Below are 14,553 nucleotides of genomic sequence, written 5' to 3' on the forward strand. Positions count from 1 at the left end.
TGCGCTGCGTTCACCCCTGCCCGAACCGGGACGTCCACTCCACCACCGGACCAACCCGATGTTCCGGACGAAGTGCAATCATGCAACGGACCCTGGGTCGGGCGCGTAGGGAGGATGCGACCCGTGCGCGACGACCCAGATGACGTCGTAGTCATCGCGCTGGAACTCGGCAAGGAATCGGTCGCAGGACAGGTCATCGCCAGTGATTACGTCGACAGTTTTACCAGCGTAGGAAAAAACTGTCTCCACGATGATGGCTTCCGTACGAGCTGACGGTGCATCGCCACACCACAACTGCACTCGTTCCACAGGACGGTCCGGCAGCGGTGCTCGCAAACTGACGGCCAGCGGAAGGGCCGGTCCTTGCGCGCGGGCCAGCAGCGCTTGTACCGGGGTTAGGCTCGGCAGCAGCGAGATAAAGGCGGCGGCGTTTTCACTAAAGGCGAATTCCACGAGATCCGCTACGTCGAGATGGGCGTGCAGGGCGTCGTGCAACTCCTCTGCCTGCGTCAGATCTTTGCGCCCGGTGGCAGGGTGAGTTAGTGCGGTGTCGCCTTGGCTGCGGGTAACCAAGGCTTTCCCCAATGCCTTATTGAAGGCCGTGGTGAGACGGTTGCCCGAGTCCGGGAGGTCAGGTGATGGGGCCGAACCTGGCCGGAACCAGACCTTACTTCCGGCGTTCGCCAGCGTAAGGCACCGGTCGTTGCGAGTCTGATCCGCTGGTACACCCCGCCAGATGCTCAGCAGCTGGGTCAGGTGCAGCGCGTCACCTGACTGGAGAAGCCGGTACTGAAGCTGGCCCAAAATGGAGAAAACGATACCTCGATCGCGTGACACCTGCGCCGGATCGCTCTCGCTCTCCACTATGGCGATGACCTTCTCCACCTGCTGCAACAATTCAGGCAGGACGGCGTCCCCCTCGTTCTTGGGCATCCCCAAGAACCGACTCACCTGAAGATTCAGGGCGGCGAAGGGATTCATGGAGACATGTTGTACCGCCCACGCCGCGATTACAGTGGGGTCGCGATGGGTCACCGGAGGCCGCTCCCCGGCCAGAAAGGCAGCTATGGCCCCCGCGAGAGGGTGAGTAGGATTGGCCAGTAGGAGAACCTCCAAGGCGTGTCCTAGGAGGCACGCGGGCTGGCGCAAGTCCTGCCAGACCAAATGTTTTGCCAGGTGAAGGGCAGCCTCCACCACATGCTTGTCCCCGGTCGGCAAGGCACGGGCGCAGATGGAGAATACAGGTGCACGGAAGCCCTGAGCCAGGTGCTCGCCGGTACTGTGGTTATTGGCCAGATAGAACACCATCGGCGCCAGCAAGATGACGATTCGCTCCACGGACTTGGCCCAGTGCGGGTCTTTCAGGGCCCGGTCGACCGGCCCCAAGTCAATGTCGATCGATCCGCCCTCGTTGTCTGATGTAGCCACCGCCCGATGCAGCCACTCCCACATGGCTAAGGGTTGCGCACATTCGAACGCCAGCCGCGCGGGGGTCCAGCAGACGCCCAGTGCTAGAACAACACGCGCCCCTTCAGGAACCTGGGGAACGACAGCTGGAACACCTCGAATGTCGCTCAGCAGCGCTTTGGTGAACTGCTCCCACACGTGGGGGGTGTCCTGAAGGTGATCCTGTTGAAGTCGGATATGGGCAAGCAACTGCGCCACACTGGTCGGATCCGTGGGATCCACGTCCAAATTGGAAGGCACGTCGAGGTATCCGGCAGCGGAAGGAAACAACTCATCGGGTCGCACCTGCGTCAGACTCGCTCTCTGCCCTGCAGGGCGTTGCACTCCCACACCTGACTCGGTAGTTGGGCGAGTGGGCTGGCGAAACGTCGGTTAGCCCGACACGTCCTACCCTATCGGCGTCTGTGGCTGCTGTTGTGGGCGTCTGCGCCCGCTCTAGCAGGCTGCGCTGGGGTGTTGACCAGCAGGTGACATGCGCCCATCGCTGGACGGCCAGCACAAGAAGACTGATCTGTGACGAACACGGCACTGTACCCGAGATCGTCACCATTGCACTGAAAGCAACGGCGTCGCCGAGGCCTGGCCGTGGCCGTGGCCGTGGCCAAGCTTAGATTCACGAGTTGCGACCGTGATAGCACCGCGTGATCAGATGACCCAGGCACGGCTTGCAGCCCGGCGAGATGCTGGATTTCCCAGGTCGGAGCGGCTTTGACCACCTATCGTCAGTCCGGTGAGCGACTTCAGCCCTGGTGCCCGCCTCTGCAAGATCCTGTTCGGTCGCGCGACGGGTTGCGCGTACCCCGACTGCTCAGAGCCTCTGATCGAGGAGCACCGTGGCCACCAGAGCCCGAACGTAGAGGTGGCGCACATCCGGGCCGAGAAGCCCGGCGGGGCTCGGTACGACCCGAACTTCACCAAGGCCAACGGCAAGCTCAACGGCGAGGAGAACCTGCTGCTTCTGTGCCTCAAGCACCACAGGTGGGTGGATGCCCATGAGGAGTCCTACCCGACCGAGGAGCTGCTTGCATGGAAGGCGCGGCAGGTTACGGAGAGCCGGGGTGCCGGCCTGAGTGCAAAACAGTTGGATCAGGTCGTCAAGGCGTTCACCACGCCGAAGGCCGAAGCGGAAGCGGTCAGTGCCAGCAGTGTTGGCATCGTCACCAAGATCGAGAATCTCAAGGACGTTAAGCCGGTCAACGTCGACTCCGTTGAATTCTTTCCCGGGGTGCGGATCTCGAACGTGGGGGCCATCGACTTCGCTGTCGATGGCGTGGGCTTTGATCTCGACCTCGACGGACAACTTTCGGCCTACCTGTTCCCTCCGGCGCATCGCTTGCATCAGCCGGTGAGGCGACTGCAACCACAGTCGAACAGTGTTTGGATCGCAGACGCCGACGACCTCCGGAGACTAGCCAAAGAGATGATCAAGATGGCGCGGGTGCCCACTCGGTTCCGTGCCTTCGGGGATCTCGGATCAGGCAGCCGAGTCCACGGCCCGTGGGTGTCGTCCCTGCACCTGCCGGTTTGGGAGGGCCACGTGACTCAGGAGTGGCTGGACGGATTCGTCGACCTCGCCAAGCAGACGCGGGCGCAGTTGGGGCGGGACACCTGAAAATGGAACATGCATGCGCAGTACACCGCTTGGAGCGGAGGCCCCTGAGATGCGGCCCCAGCCGCCCTCTCAGAGGCTGGGGCATGGAGCGACGTGTAGTCGTCTACCCGCCCGACGAGCGCGGGTGGCGCAAGGTTCGATATGACGGGCAGATCCTCGGGACCGCCTACCAGGCGGGTGACGTGGTCGAGTTCCTGCGGGAGGCCGGCCACCCGGACCCGGACGCCGTGGACCTCACGGATAAATACCGCCCATTCTGCCGGGAGTTGGGGACGGCGATTCACTCTCTTTGTCCTCTGTCTAGCTGCTAGAACGGCGGACCAGCGGCCCCGAAGTCCTCGCGGGTCTTGAGCCGATGGCACGGGCGGAAGAGCGGTTGAACGTTCCCGTCTGTGTCCGTCTCGCAGAGCTCCCCTCGGCGGTCGCTCGGTCTGGCATTCCGCAAGTTCTGATAGCCGGGATTACCAGCAACGGCCATGAAAGGGCCTCCTTAAGGAGTTGGATCAGCGGTCGCGGGAGTACGCGACGCGGGGGTCAACCGGCCGGACCGCCGGTGTGGTGACGGCGGCGGCGGGGACCGGCGCCCTGCCCGGGATACCGGCACGGGCCGGGCTGGCGGCGAGCGCGGCGGCGCTCAACGGAGACGCGCGAGCGGGACCACGGCCGCGCTCACGGCCAGCGGTCGGCGTGGCAGCAGGGCGGTGCCGAGCCGTCACCTCTTGAGCGAGGCGTGGCTGCACTGCGACCTGGAGCCCCGAACGGTGCAGGGCCACCGTGGCGTCGGCGACTTTCCCCAGCGCCTCGACGCGATCGGTGGTCGCGGGGAGCGTGTAGATGTCCAGGCTCGAGTTGTGCCGCCAGCCGTCCTCCACCAGCGCGAGCCCGCTGAGGCCGGAGACACGGTCGTCGAGGGCTGCGACGATGCCGAGCTGCGGGTGATCGGCGAAGGCGACGTCTGGTTCACCGAGCGGACCGCGGTCGCGTACCTGTGCCGTTTCGGGCGCCAGCGCAGGGTCAAGGGCGACGTCCACATCGACCTGGTAGCCGGCCTTGCGCAGCAGCTCGATGGCCCGGCTCGTACGGCCGTGTCCGTCACGGTTCTGGTCGGCTAGCGCGTACAACGTCGGCTGGTCGGGGACGGGATGGAAGTCGAATCCCCTGAGCATCCAGGTGCTAGCCGCGAGGTTCTTCGGGTTCGCGGCGACGATGCCGTGGACGGGGTGGTGGCCGAAGGCCAGGTCGGGCAGCACGTCGTAGTGGCTGGGCATGGCAGATCCATCCGAGGCGGGTGCGGTTACAGGTGCGGGCGACGGGCGGATCAGTTCTGAGGGTGCGGTGCACGGAGGACTCCTGGATCGCGGTCGGTCAGAGCCGGGGAGCGGATGAGGAACTGGCCGGCGGCGGCGCGGCCCGCGCGGAAGACTCCGGCGGCGGACCGGTCGGGAGCACGCGCTGGCCGACCGACGGCGAGGAGGCGAGAGCGACCCTCGCCCGGGATGGAGCGGAGTCGGGCGGGAGCACGGTGGCGGCGCGCGCCTCGCCGGAACGTTCCTGCTCCTGGCGTGTCGGTACGCCAAGCTGGTCCAGGCGGGCGTCGACAGCGGAGAGGAGATCCGGCACGCTGCCGCCGTGACGCGCATGCGGACCGTCCGGCTCGGAGTCGTAGATCACCTCGTAGACGGCGGGCTCGGCGGACCGGTGGCGGGTGACCATCCAGCTTTCCGGGGTCTCGGGGTGCTCGGAGGGTGGCTCCTGCGGGGGCGAGATGATCAGCGAACTGCCGTCGGGAAGCTCGGCGTGGACGATGTAGTCGCTGAGGCCGTACTCGACGGTGCCCTCCAGGCCGCGCTGCCCGAGTGCGGAGCAGAGGGCGGCTTGAAGGCGACGCGGATCGGACACGGCGGTCGGGGGCGGGGTTTCGTGGTGCATGGAGTTCTCCGTTGCGAACGTCCCGCCGCACGGCGGGAGCCGACGGGGCGTGGAGCTTGAAGGAGCGCGGTGGTCCATGAGGATCTGGTGATCGGGCAGTTTGGCGCTGCCGTGACTGCGTGCTAGGGATCACCGCGAGCGACCGGGAGCCGGCGGTTGCGATGCCGGTGGGAGCTGGGGCGAAGCAGGTGATCCGGCAGGGGCGTTGTGCGTCGAGCGGGTCAGGGCGACGCGAGCCCGCTCGGTCTGCGCCGGCCGTGCGGTGTCCGCTCGGTGAGCGAGGTATTCGCCGACGCGCACCAACGCCGGTCCCTTGGAGCCGAGTTCGTGTGAGTAGTGCCAGCCTTCGGTGTTGCGGTGCTCCTCGGCACGCTCCTTGTAGAGGTGGAGCACGCTCGGCTGCGAACCGTCCATAAGCGCCATGACGTCGGCCCATTCGTGCCGCAGTTCCTCCGCCCGGAGCAGGATGGTGTCGATCCCGCGTATCCGACAGAGGTCGTCACTGATCGGCCCCTCGACGTAGTCGGGGCCGTCGGCGGCGACGCGGACCCCGGCCAGCACCTCGGGTCCGTGGTCGAGGAACACTTCGGCGTGCTTCCACGCTTCGGCGTCCCGCTTGACCTTCCCGTCCCCGTAGACCTTGTCGTCCAGCGGCCAGCCGTCCGCGTCGCAGAGGGAGTCCGAAACCGCGTCCCAGGCGTCGCACGCCTCGTTGATCCCGGCGGCGGCCGAGGCCAGGGCCGGGAGGTGCTGTCGCCACGCCAAAGGGTCGGTGGCCTGCGACGGCTGGTTGTCACCGGAGGAAGGAGTGGAAGAAGCAGACATGATCGATTCCCGTTGTTGTGCTGGTCGTTGGGCTAGGCGGCCATGCGGGCGTCTGTGTCGAACAGCTCCCGCTCGGCCGGGTGGAGGATGTGCTGGGTGATGAACGAGCGGCCTGCGACCTTCCACAGACCTCGGCCCTTGGTCAGGGCGGACACCGCCTGGGTCTCGACGCCGGTCAGGCCGAGCAGAGAGGCAGCGGCGGCGAGCTGGTCGGGCTCCTGGCGGTAGATGATGCGCGTGCTGCAGTCCGCGAGGAGCCCCTCGGCCAGGACTCGGCCGCGTGAACCGGCGTCGCCCGCCGAGAGCAAGTCGCTGAGCCGGTGGATCACCATGAGGTTCGCGATGCCCAGCCCTCGGGAGAGCTTCCACTGGCTCTGCATCCGCTCCAGCAGCCCGACGTGCCGCATCAGTCGCCACGCCTCGTCGTAGATCACCCAGCGCCGACCACCATCGGGATCACTGAGGGCTGACTCCATCCACGCGCTCGCGCATGTCATCGCGAGCACCAGTGCCGTGTCGTCACCGGAGCCGCCGAGACGGGAGAGATCGATGGACAGCATCGGTGTGGTCGGGTCGAACGACACGGTGCTCGGCGCGTCGAACATGCCGCTCAAGTCGCCGTGCACGAGCCGTCGCAAGGCGTGGGCGAGGTCCTGGGCGGCTGAACCTAGGTGCCCCGCCTGGTGGCCGAGGGCCTGGTCGAGGCGTTCGGGGGAGCCGAGTACGTGCGCGATCTCGCCGAGCAGCGGCACCGTGCCCCGGGCGGCGGCGTCGGCGACGACCAGATCCAGGGCCAGGTCGAGGGCGGTGTGCTCCATCGGCAGCAGGTCGCGCTTCAGCACGGTGCGGGCGAGGCTGGCCAGCAGCAGCAGACGGCGCTTGCGAACCTCCGTGAACCAGTCCTCCTCGCTCACGGAGGCGGGACGGGCCGGGGCGTCCAGCGGGTTCAACCGGCCGGGGAGTCCCGGGCCCAGGGCGATGCTGTAGCCGCCGAGGGCCTGCGAGACGCCGGTCCACTCCCCCTTGGGATCGCAGGGGATGTAGATCCGGTAGCCGTGGGCGATCGACCGGGTGGCGATCGACTTCGCCAGCGCCGACTTGCCCATGCCGATGATCCCGGCCAGGACCGCGTTGGGGTTGGTGAAGCCCTCCACCCTGCCGCTGTTGTAGAGCGAGAACGGGTCGAAGCAGAAGGCCGCCTCCGCGTGCACATCGCGGCCGATGAACACCCCTTCGGCGCCCAGGCCGCCCTCGGCCACGAACGGGTACGCGCCGCTGGCTGTGGCGGTGGTCATCCGGTGGGCGGGCAGGGCGAGCTTGCCGCCGCGGGCGGAGGCCGGACCGGGGCGACCGGCGGGCGGGTAGGTGGGCCGCAGATCCGGGTCGAGGGTCTGCTCGGCGCGGTGCTTGGGCGGGTTTCCGGCGAGGCGTGCCTGGCGGCGGGCTTCGGTGAAACCGGCTCGGGCGGCTCGCTGCTCGGCGCGCGTCGTCTTACGGGGCACGAACAGGGGGGAGGCGCTGGCGCGGGTACGGGGCATGAGCGTTTCTCCAGATGAGGCGTGGGTCAGCGGCGGACGAGGCCGGTGAACGGGGCGTGCAGGTCGGCCGGGGTGGTGCGCCGCCGGACGAGATGAGCGGTGCGCTGGTGGCGCTGGCAGATGGTCAGTCCCGGTGCTCCCTCCGGAAGGCCGACCTGGCACGTCTCCGGTGCGGGGATCTCGCCGGAGTCCGGCCGGGGCGCCGCGTGGTAGGCGGCGTGGAGGTGCTCGGCGGCCTGCCAGATGCGGGTGCGGGCGGTACGGAGCTGGTCGCCCTCGACCGCTACGAGCTGCTCGGTGCGACCGGTGTGGGCGTCGAGCAGCCCGTACAGCGAGACGAGGTGGGCGTGCAGGGCGTCCAGCTCGGCCCGGCTGGTGACCAGCGGGCCGCCCGGGATGTTGAGCGCCCGGTGGAAGTCGAGCGCGGCGGTGGCGAAGGGCACGAAGTCCTGCGCGGTCGGGCTGGCGGTGCGGGACATGAGGGTGCTCTTTCGAAGGGAAGGGTCAGGCAGCGAGCGCGAGCGGCAGGGCGGCGGCGGTGAACGCCTCGGCCTGCTGCCAGGTCAGCGGCCGGAGATCGAGCTGGGCGCCGACAGCGGCGGTCTCCACGACGGCGCAGGCGGTGCACAGCTCGTCCTCGGTGTCGGCCGACACGGTCAGCAGACCGGTCAGGGCGACGTCGGCGTGCCCGGCGATGAGCTGGCGTTCGCGGGACTTGATGTCCTGGTACTCGATCGAGTCCGCCTCGGAGTCGACCTGGCCGCGCCGGGCCCGTTCGGCGGCGTCGGCGATCACGCTGGACTTCTTGCGCTGCACGTCGCGCAGGGCGGCGTCGAGGTTCTTCGGCTCGTAGGAGAGCGACAGCGTGCGCCGGACGCCGCCGGTGAAGAGGAGCTGGTGCAGGAAGCCGGCGCTGGTCTCGGTGCGAGGCCAGTTCTCCACCCAGTAGGTGGCGTGCACGGCGGAGTCGGTGGCGATGTGGTCCGCCTTCTCGACCACCACGACGGGGCCGGCGGCGGCGGGCTCGGCCTCGGGGCGACCGGCCGTGGACCAGCGGTCGAGTGTCGCCAGCGCCTTCGGGTCGTAGGAGGTGCGCACCACGGCGGCGATCTCGCGAGCGGTGAGCCAGCCCGTCGGGGTGAGACCGGCGGTCCGCGCCGCCTGGTCGAACGTGGAGGTGAGCTGGGCGAGGACGCTGAAGGCACCGGTGAGACCGCCGCCAGCCCGGTTGATCAGCCGACGGGCCGCCTTGGTGTCCAGGGACACCGCGACGTACGCCTCGTGCGGGGCGGCCGCGGGACCGGCGCTCTGGATCAGCTCGTCGTAGATGGCGCCGGCCATCGGGGTGTCGGGGCGGCCGTGCTCTTCCCAGTAGCGGCGCAGCGCGTCGCCGGAGTCGGGGATGGTGCGCTCGATCACCTGGATGCGGGCGATCTGCCCGGTACGGGCGAGAGCTGCCAGCGCGCGTCCCCAGCCGCCGACGTTGGCCTGCTGGGTGCCGGGGTCGAGCAGGGCGTAGGCGCGGGAGGAGACCTTGACCACCGCGGTCAGCGTCCCGGTGTGCGGGTTGTGGACGGCGCCGTACTTGCCGTCGGGAGCAGTGGTCACGCGCAGGCTGGCAGCGGTGCCGGGAAGGTGGAGCAGTCCCTCGCGGGTCGGCCGGCGAGAGGGCCGGGTGAGCCAGACGAGCTGGCCTCGCATCCGGCGCAGCGCGTACCGGACGACGATCGGGGCCCAGTCCGCCAGAGCACGGCCTCGGTGGCGGACGAAGACGAGCAGGGCGATCACGGCCCACAGCGGGATGAGCTGGAGGGCGCCGACCACACCGCGGGCGAGGATCACGGCGAGAAGGAGAAGGCCGGTGAGCCCGGCGACGACCAACTGCGGGACGGACAGGCCGAGCAGGACGCCGCGCCTGCTGCGGTGCGGGAACTTCACGGTGGGCGTGGAGGACTGGTGCTTGCCGGACATGGTGGTTCCAGACGGTGAGAGCGGGCGGAGGACGGGGCGCGCGGCGCTCTTCTGGACGTCATGGCGAAACCTTCCTGCTGGTGGGGGGCGGGGGCGGGCCGTGGAGTGCGGCCCGCCCCCGGGGATGTGGGTCAGGAACCCGACGGCGGCCGGGTGGGATACACCCAGTTCGTCGGCGTCGCGGAGCCGGTGGCCGACGGTCCGGACGCGGACGCCGGAGTGCCCGAGGCCGAAGGTCCGGGGTCGGCTGGCGGCATTGAGGTCATGTCGCCGCCCGGAGCCGATGCGGCTGCGAGGTGACCGGAGCCGCCCGCAACGCCTTGGGCAGCCGATTCGGACCCTTCCGGTTCGTCCTCGCCAGGACGTGTGATCAGCGGCGGGATCCCGGGGCGCTGGATCAGAGCCCGGCCCTTGTCGCCGCTCGCGTCCGGGTCTTCGCCGTACCGGAAGCGGGTCTGCTGCTTGGGCGGCCCGGCGTCGATGCCCTCCTTGCTGAGGTTGCCGCCGGAGGGGTTGATGCCGGAGGCGACGCCATCGGCGCCCGCGCCCGGGACCTGGTTCGGACCCTGCGGAGCGGGGGTGCCGGTACCGGCCCGCAGCGCGAGGCTGCCTGCGGTCTTCGCGGCTCCTGCGGCGACCGCCATGCCGGCGACACCGGTGCGGTGCATGTCGTCGTGGCCGCCGCCGTCGCTGGCCCAGTGGACGAACTTGTACGTCGCGTAGGGGCAGAGCAACACCAGGACCATCACGACGATGCCGGCCATCGCGTCGGACAGGGCCGCCATTCCGTCGCTGGCGTCGGTCTTGCCCATGGCGGAGACGCCGATCAGGAAGACCACGGTCATCAACAGCTTGGAGACGATCAGGGTGCCGGTGGCCTCGATCCAGCCGCGCCGCCACCGTTTGGCGACTTCCCAGCCGCCGCCCGCCCCGGCGAACACCGCGAGCGCGACCATGATCAGGACGCCGACCTTGCGGGCCACCATCACGCCCCAGTAGAGGAAGGCGCCGATCGCGCACCCGAAGGCCACCAGCGCGGGCACACCCCAGCCGAGGCCGTACATGGCCCCCATCTGATCAACCTTGATCACACGACGGATCGCGTCGTCGATCGAGGTGTTGGCGGCTTTGAAGAGGCCGTCGGACAGTGCGTCCACCACGGTGATGGCGACGGTCGTGAAGGCGATAGCGGAGAAGCTGAACAGGACTCCGGTCATGGTGCCGAACGCCGCCTTGGCGAGGGCACGTTCGTCACGGCGCCAGGCCGCGGTCATGAGCTGGATGCAGAAGATGCCGACGGTCAGGGCGAGGCCGATGGGCAGCAGCAGCTCGTAGTTGTCGCGGAACCACCCGGCGTTGAGGTCGATGGCCGTCGTCTTGTTGACGGCCTTGGCGGCCAGGTCGGCCGCGCTGGACGCCAGCTCGCCCGCCGACTTCGCGATCCACGCGCCGAGACCGTCGGTGACGGTGCCGGCGGGGTTGGTGGCGAAGTCGACAGCGCCGCACACCTTGTCCATCAGAGGGAAGTCGCAGACTCCCATGGGTCGTACCTCCGTTCTTGGGCGAGGGTCAGGGCGCGACGGACGGCATGACGCCGACCAGGGCGCAGGGGTGGTTGGGCCGGCACTGGACCGCGAGGGTGGTGGACCGGCTCTCCGCGCCGCCGGCGGCCGAGCCCTTCCAGCGAATCGACTGCTTGCCGGAGACCGTGACGGCGTAGACGTACGCCTGGGTGATCGCCCCGGGGTCGTCCTGGAGGGCCTGGGTGAAGGCGTGCGGGAAGTGCCCCTCGTTGATCTTGGCGGTGGCGACCTGCTTGTTGGCCGCCATCTCCTTCCACAGCACGGCCGAGGGGACCGCCTGGTCGACGGAGGCCGGGTCGGCGTACTTCGACTCCGTGGTCAGCCAGCCGCGCAGCGCCTTGCGCAGCTCGGGCTGCGAGTACGCACGGGTGTCGTACGACCACAGCGCTGCGGCGGCGGCCTTCCCGTACGTGATCGGGTCGTGGGTTTTCGGCGGAACGGGCAGAGCGCGGGGCCGGGTGTGCGGCCCGGACGGCGCCGCGGTCGACGAGGACGCGGTGGGCGAACTCGGCGGTGGGGAAGCGGTATCGAAGGGGCTTCGGCCCTCGCGGGTGAGGTAGGCGGCCAGGCCGGCGAGGGCGACGAGCACCGCCAGGACGGCAGTGCCGAGCAGCGCCCGGCGGCGCACGCGAGATGCGCCGCCGGGGTGGGTGGAGTGCTGAGCCATCAGTGGACCTGCGTCCCGAGCGTCGAGAAGAACGCCACTACACCGTTGGCCGCACCGAGAAGAAGGGCCGCGCCCGCGCTGACCAGCACGCCCTTCTTCCCGTTCGCCTCGGCCTGGTGACCACCGGAGTGGTGACCCCAGGCCCACACGCCTGCACTGACGGCGAGGGCTCCGACCACGGCGATGAGCCCGAACAAGTTGATCGAGCCCATCACCTGCTTGAGGACGTTGAGCCCAGGGAGCCCGCCCTCGTTGGGCTTGATTCCCGGGTCGTAGGCGAGCTGTATGACCTGTTCAGCGAGATACACGGGAACTCCAGTTCGAATGAGCGCACGCCAAAGCCCGGTGGGGCGAACCAGCGGTGCGAGGGGAGGTGAGGAGGGGGAGGAGCGCCGGTCAGACGACTCGGCGGGCCGCGAGAATCCGCGATTTCCAGGACGCGACGGTGGTGATCCGTACGACGTCACCGGTGTGCGGGGCGTGGACGATCAGGCCCTGCCCGATCGCCATCCCGACGTGTTCCGGTACGGCGGCTGTCCCCTCGGTGAAGAGGAGGTCGCCCGGCTTGAGGGCATCGACCGAGACGGCCTTGCCGTCCTTGACCTGCGTGTACGTGGTCCGCGTCAGGCTGACCCCGGCGGCCTTGTACGCGCCCTGCATCAGGGAGGAGCAGTCGCAGCGGCCCATCGGGTTCTTGCCGTGGGAGTCGGTGCACGTGCCGCCCCACTGATACGGGGTGCCGAGCTGGCCGAGCGCCCACCGGATCGCCGTCTGTACCTTCGGCGGCGCGGAGGCGGGAATCTTGTACTCCTCCGGCAGTGCACCCGCCGGGATGGTGCCGAAGTCCGTCCCGTCGCCGTCCGCCGAACAACCCCCCGCAGAATCGGGAGAGGGGCTGGTGTCGGCAGAGCCGGACGACGACGGGCTCGGCGATGCGCCGCCGGCATTCTGCAACAGGGGCTCGATGGCCTTCTGCAGGGCGGTGGCCAGCGGCTCCCATTTGGCGTACGCCTCCGGGAAGCCCGACTTCTGTACCGCCTGGGCGGCCTGGGTGACAGAGAGGGACTGCCAGCCGGAGACCTTCTTGAGCCCCTCGTAGAACTTCGTCGAGGCGTGCACCGGGTCGAGGATCTGGCTGGCCGTACCCCAGCCCGTCGACGGCCGCTGCTGGAAGAGACCCAGCGAATCGCGGTCGCCGTAGGTCAGGTTCCGCAGGCCGCTCTCCTGCAGCGCGGTCGCCAGGGCGACGACCTGCCCTCGGGCGGGGATGTTCATCGCGACGCCCGTGGCCTGGATCGTCTTGGCGTTGGGCACCTGGCCGGCAGGCGCGTCCAGCCCCGGCACGGAGACCGAGCCCTTGTCGCCGCCGTCCAGGATGGCCTTCACCTGCTTGGCGACGGCGGAGGCGTCCACACCCTGTGCACCGTCGGTCGAGCACGAAGCCGAAGCGGTCCCGGCCCCGATGCCAAGGATCGGCAGTGCCAGCAGGAGTGGTCCGGTGGCGCACAGACCGACGAGGGCTCCCGTCGTCTTCTTCACGGCCGCCGCCGTTCAGCGCGACGGCGGTGCGGACCGGTCGAGGGAGGTGGGTCGGGGCGCGGGTGTGTCAGGGCATGCTGCATCGCAGCGGCTCCTCGGTGTTCGAAGGAGACGCGGTTCCGACTTCTCGTGCAAAGCCGTCGGCACCGCGCCGATGTGCATCCGCCTCTCGGCGGGCCCGGGTCAGAGGAGTTGGTAGCTCCAGGACGCCGGTTTCTGGTCACGCGCGGCAGCCAGCCGCGCTCGTAATCTCAGGCGGTGCACAGGGGCCTCCTCACGGCGCTCACGGGCAGATGGGCAACATGCCTCCGACGCTGCTCGATTGGACGAGATAGCACGGATAAGCACAGCTCAACGGGGGTGGAGCAGCGCTCCTTCCCGGTGGCACGGCGAGACAGTAGACCGGGATTCCGGCCGCGCCAAACGACTGCCAACCAGGGGCCCGAAGCAGGGAGCCACCTCGTTAGGCGCGGCCGGAATTCGCCGTTAACCTCCGCTGCAACCTCGCACCGGATGTACGCCGTTGAGCGCTGCTCGGAGCAGGTCCAGACTCCGCCGCACCCGAAGAGAGGCCCTCCCCATGAGCTACACGCTGCACCGAGGCGACGCCCTGACCGTCCTGAAGTCCCTCCCGGACGAGAGCGTCCAGGCGGTGATCACCGATCCGCCGTACAACTCCGGAGGCCGCACCAGCTCGGACCGAACCGGCCGCACCGCCCGCGCCAAGTACGTCACGAGCAACTCGGCGCACGACCTCGCCAACTTCCCGGGCGAGAACCGCGACCAGCGCTCCTACCGCTCCTGGCTCACCGAACTCCTCACTGAGGCGTACCGGGCCTCGACCGAGCACGCGGTCGCGATGGTCTTCACCGACTGGCGACAGGAGCCGACCACCTCCGACGCCCTGCAGATGGCGGGATGGACCTGGAGCGGCACGATTCCGTGGATCAAGCCGTCCAGCCGGCCCCGCAAGGGCGGGCCGAAGCAGGACTCGGAGTTCATCATCTGGGGCGTCAAGGGCTCCCTCGACAACACCCGCGATCTCTACCTGCCGGGGCACTACATCGCCTCCCAGCCCCGCAAGGGCCGGGTTCACATCACCCAGAAGCCGGTCGAGGTCATGCAGCAGCTCGTCCAGGTCTGCCCCGAGGGCGGCACGGTCCTCGACCCGTTCACCGGCAGCGGCTCCACCGGGGTCGCGGCCCTGCGCGAGGGACGCCGCTTTGTGGGCGTCGAGCTGTCCGCGCACTACGCTGACGTCGCCGAGGAGCGGCTGCGGGCCGAACTGACGAAGGACGACTTCGAGCTGGCCGGACCGGAGGCATGAGCGTGAGAGCGAAGAGAGGTCAGGGCCGGCGGCCTACAGGCACCAGAGGGGGGGCGGGGGGGGAGGCCACCAACTGGGGATCCAGCGCCCCCCGC

Annotated in this window: 14 protein-coding genes; 3 read left to right on the top strand and 11 right to left on the bottom strand. The window is 69.1% G+C overall.

The features are described 5' to 3' along the window. Window positions 1-78 precede the first annotated feature (78 nt). Complete coding sequence (locus tag ACFWVE_RS12160) at window positions 79-1,689, bottom strand: hypothetical protein (RefSeq protein ID WP_384011533.1); 1,611 nt, start codon at window positions 1,687-1,689, stop codon at window positions 79-81. 508 nt (window positions 1,690-2,197) lie between these two features. Here ACFWVE_RS12160 and ACFWVE_RS12165 point away from each other — a divergent pair. Together ACFWVE_RS12165 and ACFWVE_RS12170 are read left to right on the top strand one after the other, a co-directional pair. Beyond that, window positions 2,198-3,079 carry a hypothetical protein gene (locus tag ACFWVE_RS12165; protein ID WP_384011538.1) on the top strand — a complete coding sequence of 294 codons (882 nt, stop codon included), beginning with the start codon at window positions 2,198-2,200 and terminating at the stop codon, window positions 3,077-3,079. An 83-nt stretch (window positions 3,080-3,162) separates the two neighbouring features. Further along, window positions 3,163-3,390: a hypothetical protein gene (locus ACFWVE_RS12170; protein WP_384011542.1), complete on the top strand. Its 228-nt coding sequence runs from the start codon at window positions 3,163-3,165 to the stop codon at window positions 3,388-3,390. 192 nt (window positions 3,391-3,582) lie between these two features. Here ACFWVE_RS12170 and ACFWVE_RS12175 read toward each other — a convergent pair whose 3' ends face one another. From ACFWVE_RS12175 to ACFWVE_RS12220, 10 genes are all read right to left on the bottom strand, one after another. Beyond that, window positions 3,583-4,347: a hypothetical protein gene (locus ACFWVE_RS12175; protein WP_384011545.1), complete on the bottom strand. Its 765-nt coding sequence runs from the start codon at window positions 4,345-4,347 to the stop codon at window positions 3,583-3,585. Window positions 4,348-4,444: 97 nt separating this feature from the next. Next, entirely contained in the window at window positions 4,445-5,008 is a 564-nt protein-coding gene (locus tag ACFWVE_RS12180) for a hypothetical protein (RefSeq protein ID WP_360862221.1), read from the bottom strand. A 129-nt stretch (window positions 5,009-5,137) separates the two neighbouring features. Further along, complete coding sequence (locus ACFWVE_RS12185) at window positions 5,138-5,833, bottom strand: hypothetical protein (protein ID WP_384011552.1); 696 nt, start codon at window positions 5,831-5,833, stop codon at window positions 5,138-5,140. Between the two features lie 32 nt (window positions 5,834-5,865). Continuing rightward, a complete protein-coding gene (locus tag ACFWVE_RS12190; RefSeq protein WP_242735763.1) occupies window positions 5,866-7,371 on the bottom strand; it encodes an ATP-binding protein in 1,506 nt (501 codons plus the stop codon). A 26-nt stretch (window positions 7,372-7,397) separates the two neighbouring features. Further along, window positions 7,398-7,850, bottom strand: coding sequence for a DUF6238 family protein (locus ACFWVE_RS12195; protein ID WP_384011559.1), 453 nt, complete (start codon window positions 7,848-7,850; stop codon window positions 7,398-7,400). A gap of 25 nt (window positions 7,851-7,875) precedes the next feature. Next, window positions 7,876-9,342 carry an SCO6880 family protein gene (locus ACFWVE_RS12200; RefSeq protein WP_384011565.1) on the bottom strand — a complete coding sequence of 489 codons (1,467 nt, stop codon included), beginning with the start codon at window positions 9,340-9,342 and terminating at the stop codon, window positions 7,876-7,878. A gap of 131 nt (window positions 9,343-9,473) precedes the next feature. Then, window positions 9,474-10,883 carry an ATP-binding protein gene (locus tag ACFWVE_RS12205; RefSeq protein WP_384011570.1) on the bottom strand — a complete coding sequence of 470 codons (1,410 nt, stop codon included), beginning with the start codon at window positions 10,881-10,883 and terminating at the stop codon, window positions 9,474-9,476. Between the two features lie 28 nt (window positions 10,884-10,911). After that, the gene (locus ACFWVE_RS12210; protein ID WP_384011574.1) at window positions 10,912-11,592 is read right to left on the bottom strand and encodes a hypothetical protein; all 681 of its coding nucleotides are present in this window, start codon (window positions 11,590-11,592) and stop codon (window positions 10,912-10,914) included. Continuing rightward, complete coding sequence (locus ACFWVE_RS12215) at window positions 11,592-11,900, bottom strand: DUF6112 family protein (RefSeq protein ID WP_011029048.1); 309 nt, start codon at window positions 11,898-11,900, stop codon at window positions 11,592-11,594. Before ACFWVE_RS12215 ends, ACFWVE_RS12210 begins: the two co-directional genes overlap by 1 nt. Before the next feature lie 88 nt (window positions 11,901-11,988). Then, window positions 11,989-13,131 (bottom strand): C40 family peptidase, encoded by a 1,143-nt coding sequence (locus tag ACFWVE_RS12220; RefSeq protein WP_384011581.1) that lies wholly within the window; start codon window positions 13,129-13,131, stop codon window positions 11,989-11,991. 580 nt (window positions 13,132-13,711) lie between these two features. Between ACFWVE_RS12220 and ACFWVE_RS12225 the strand changes: the two genes are divergently transcribed. Then, window positions 13,712-14,458, top strand: coding sequence for a site-specific DNA-methyltransferase (locus ACFWVE_RS12225; RefSeq protein ID WP_047471334.1), 747 nt, complete (start codon window positions 13,712-13,714; stop codon window positions 14,456-14,458). The last annotated feature ends 95 nt before the right edge of the window (window positions 14,459-14,553 follow it).

Origin of the sequence: Streptomyces sp. NPDC058632 (assembly GCF_042717095.1) — a bacterium.
In the GTDB taxonomy this organism is placed as follows: domain Bacteria; phylum Actinomycetota; class Actinomycetes; order Streptomycetales; family Streptomycetaceae; genus Streptomyces.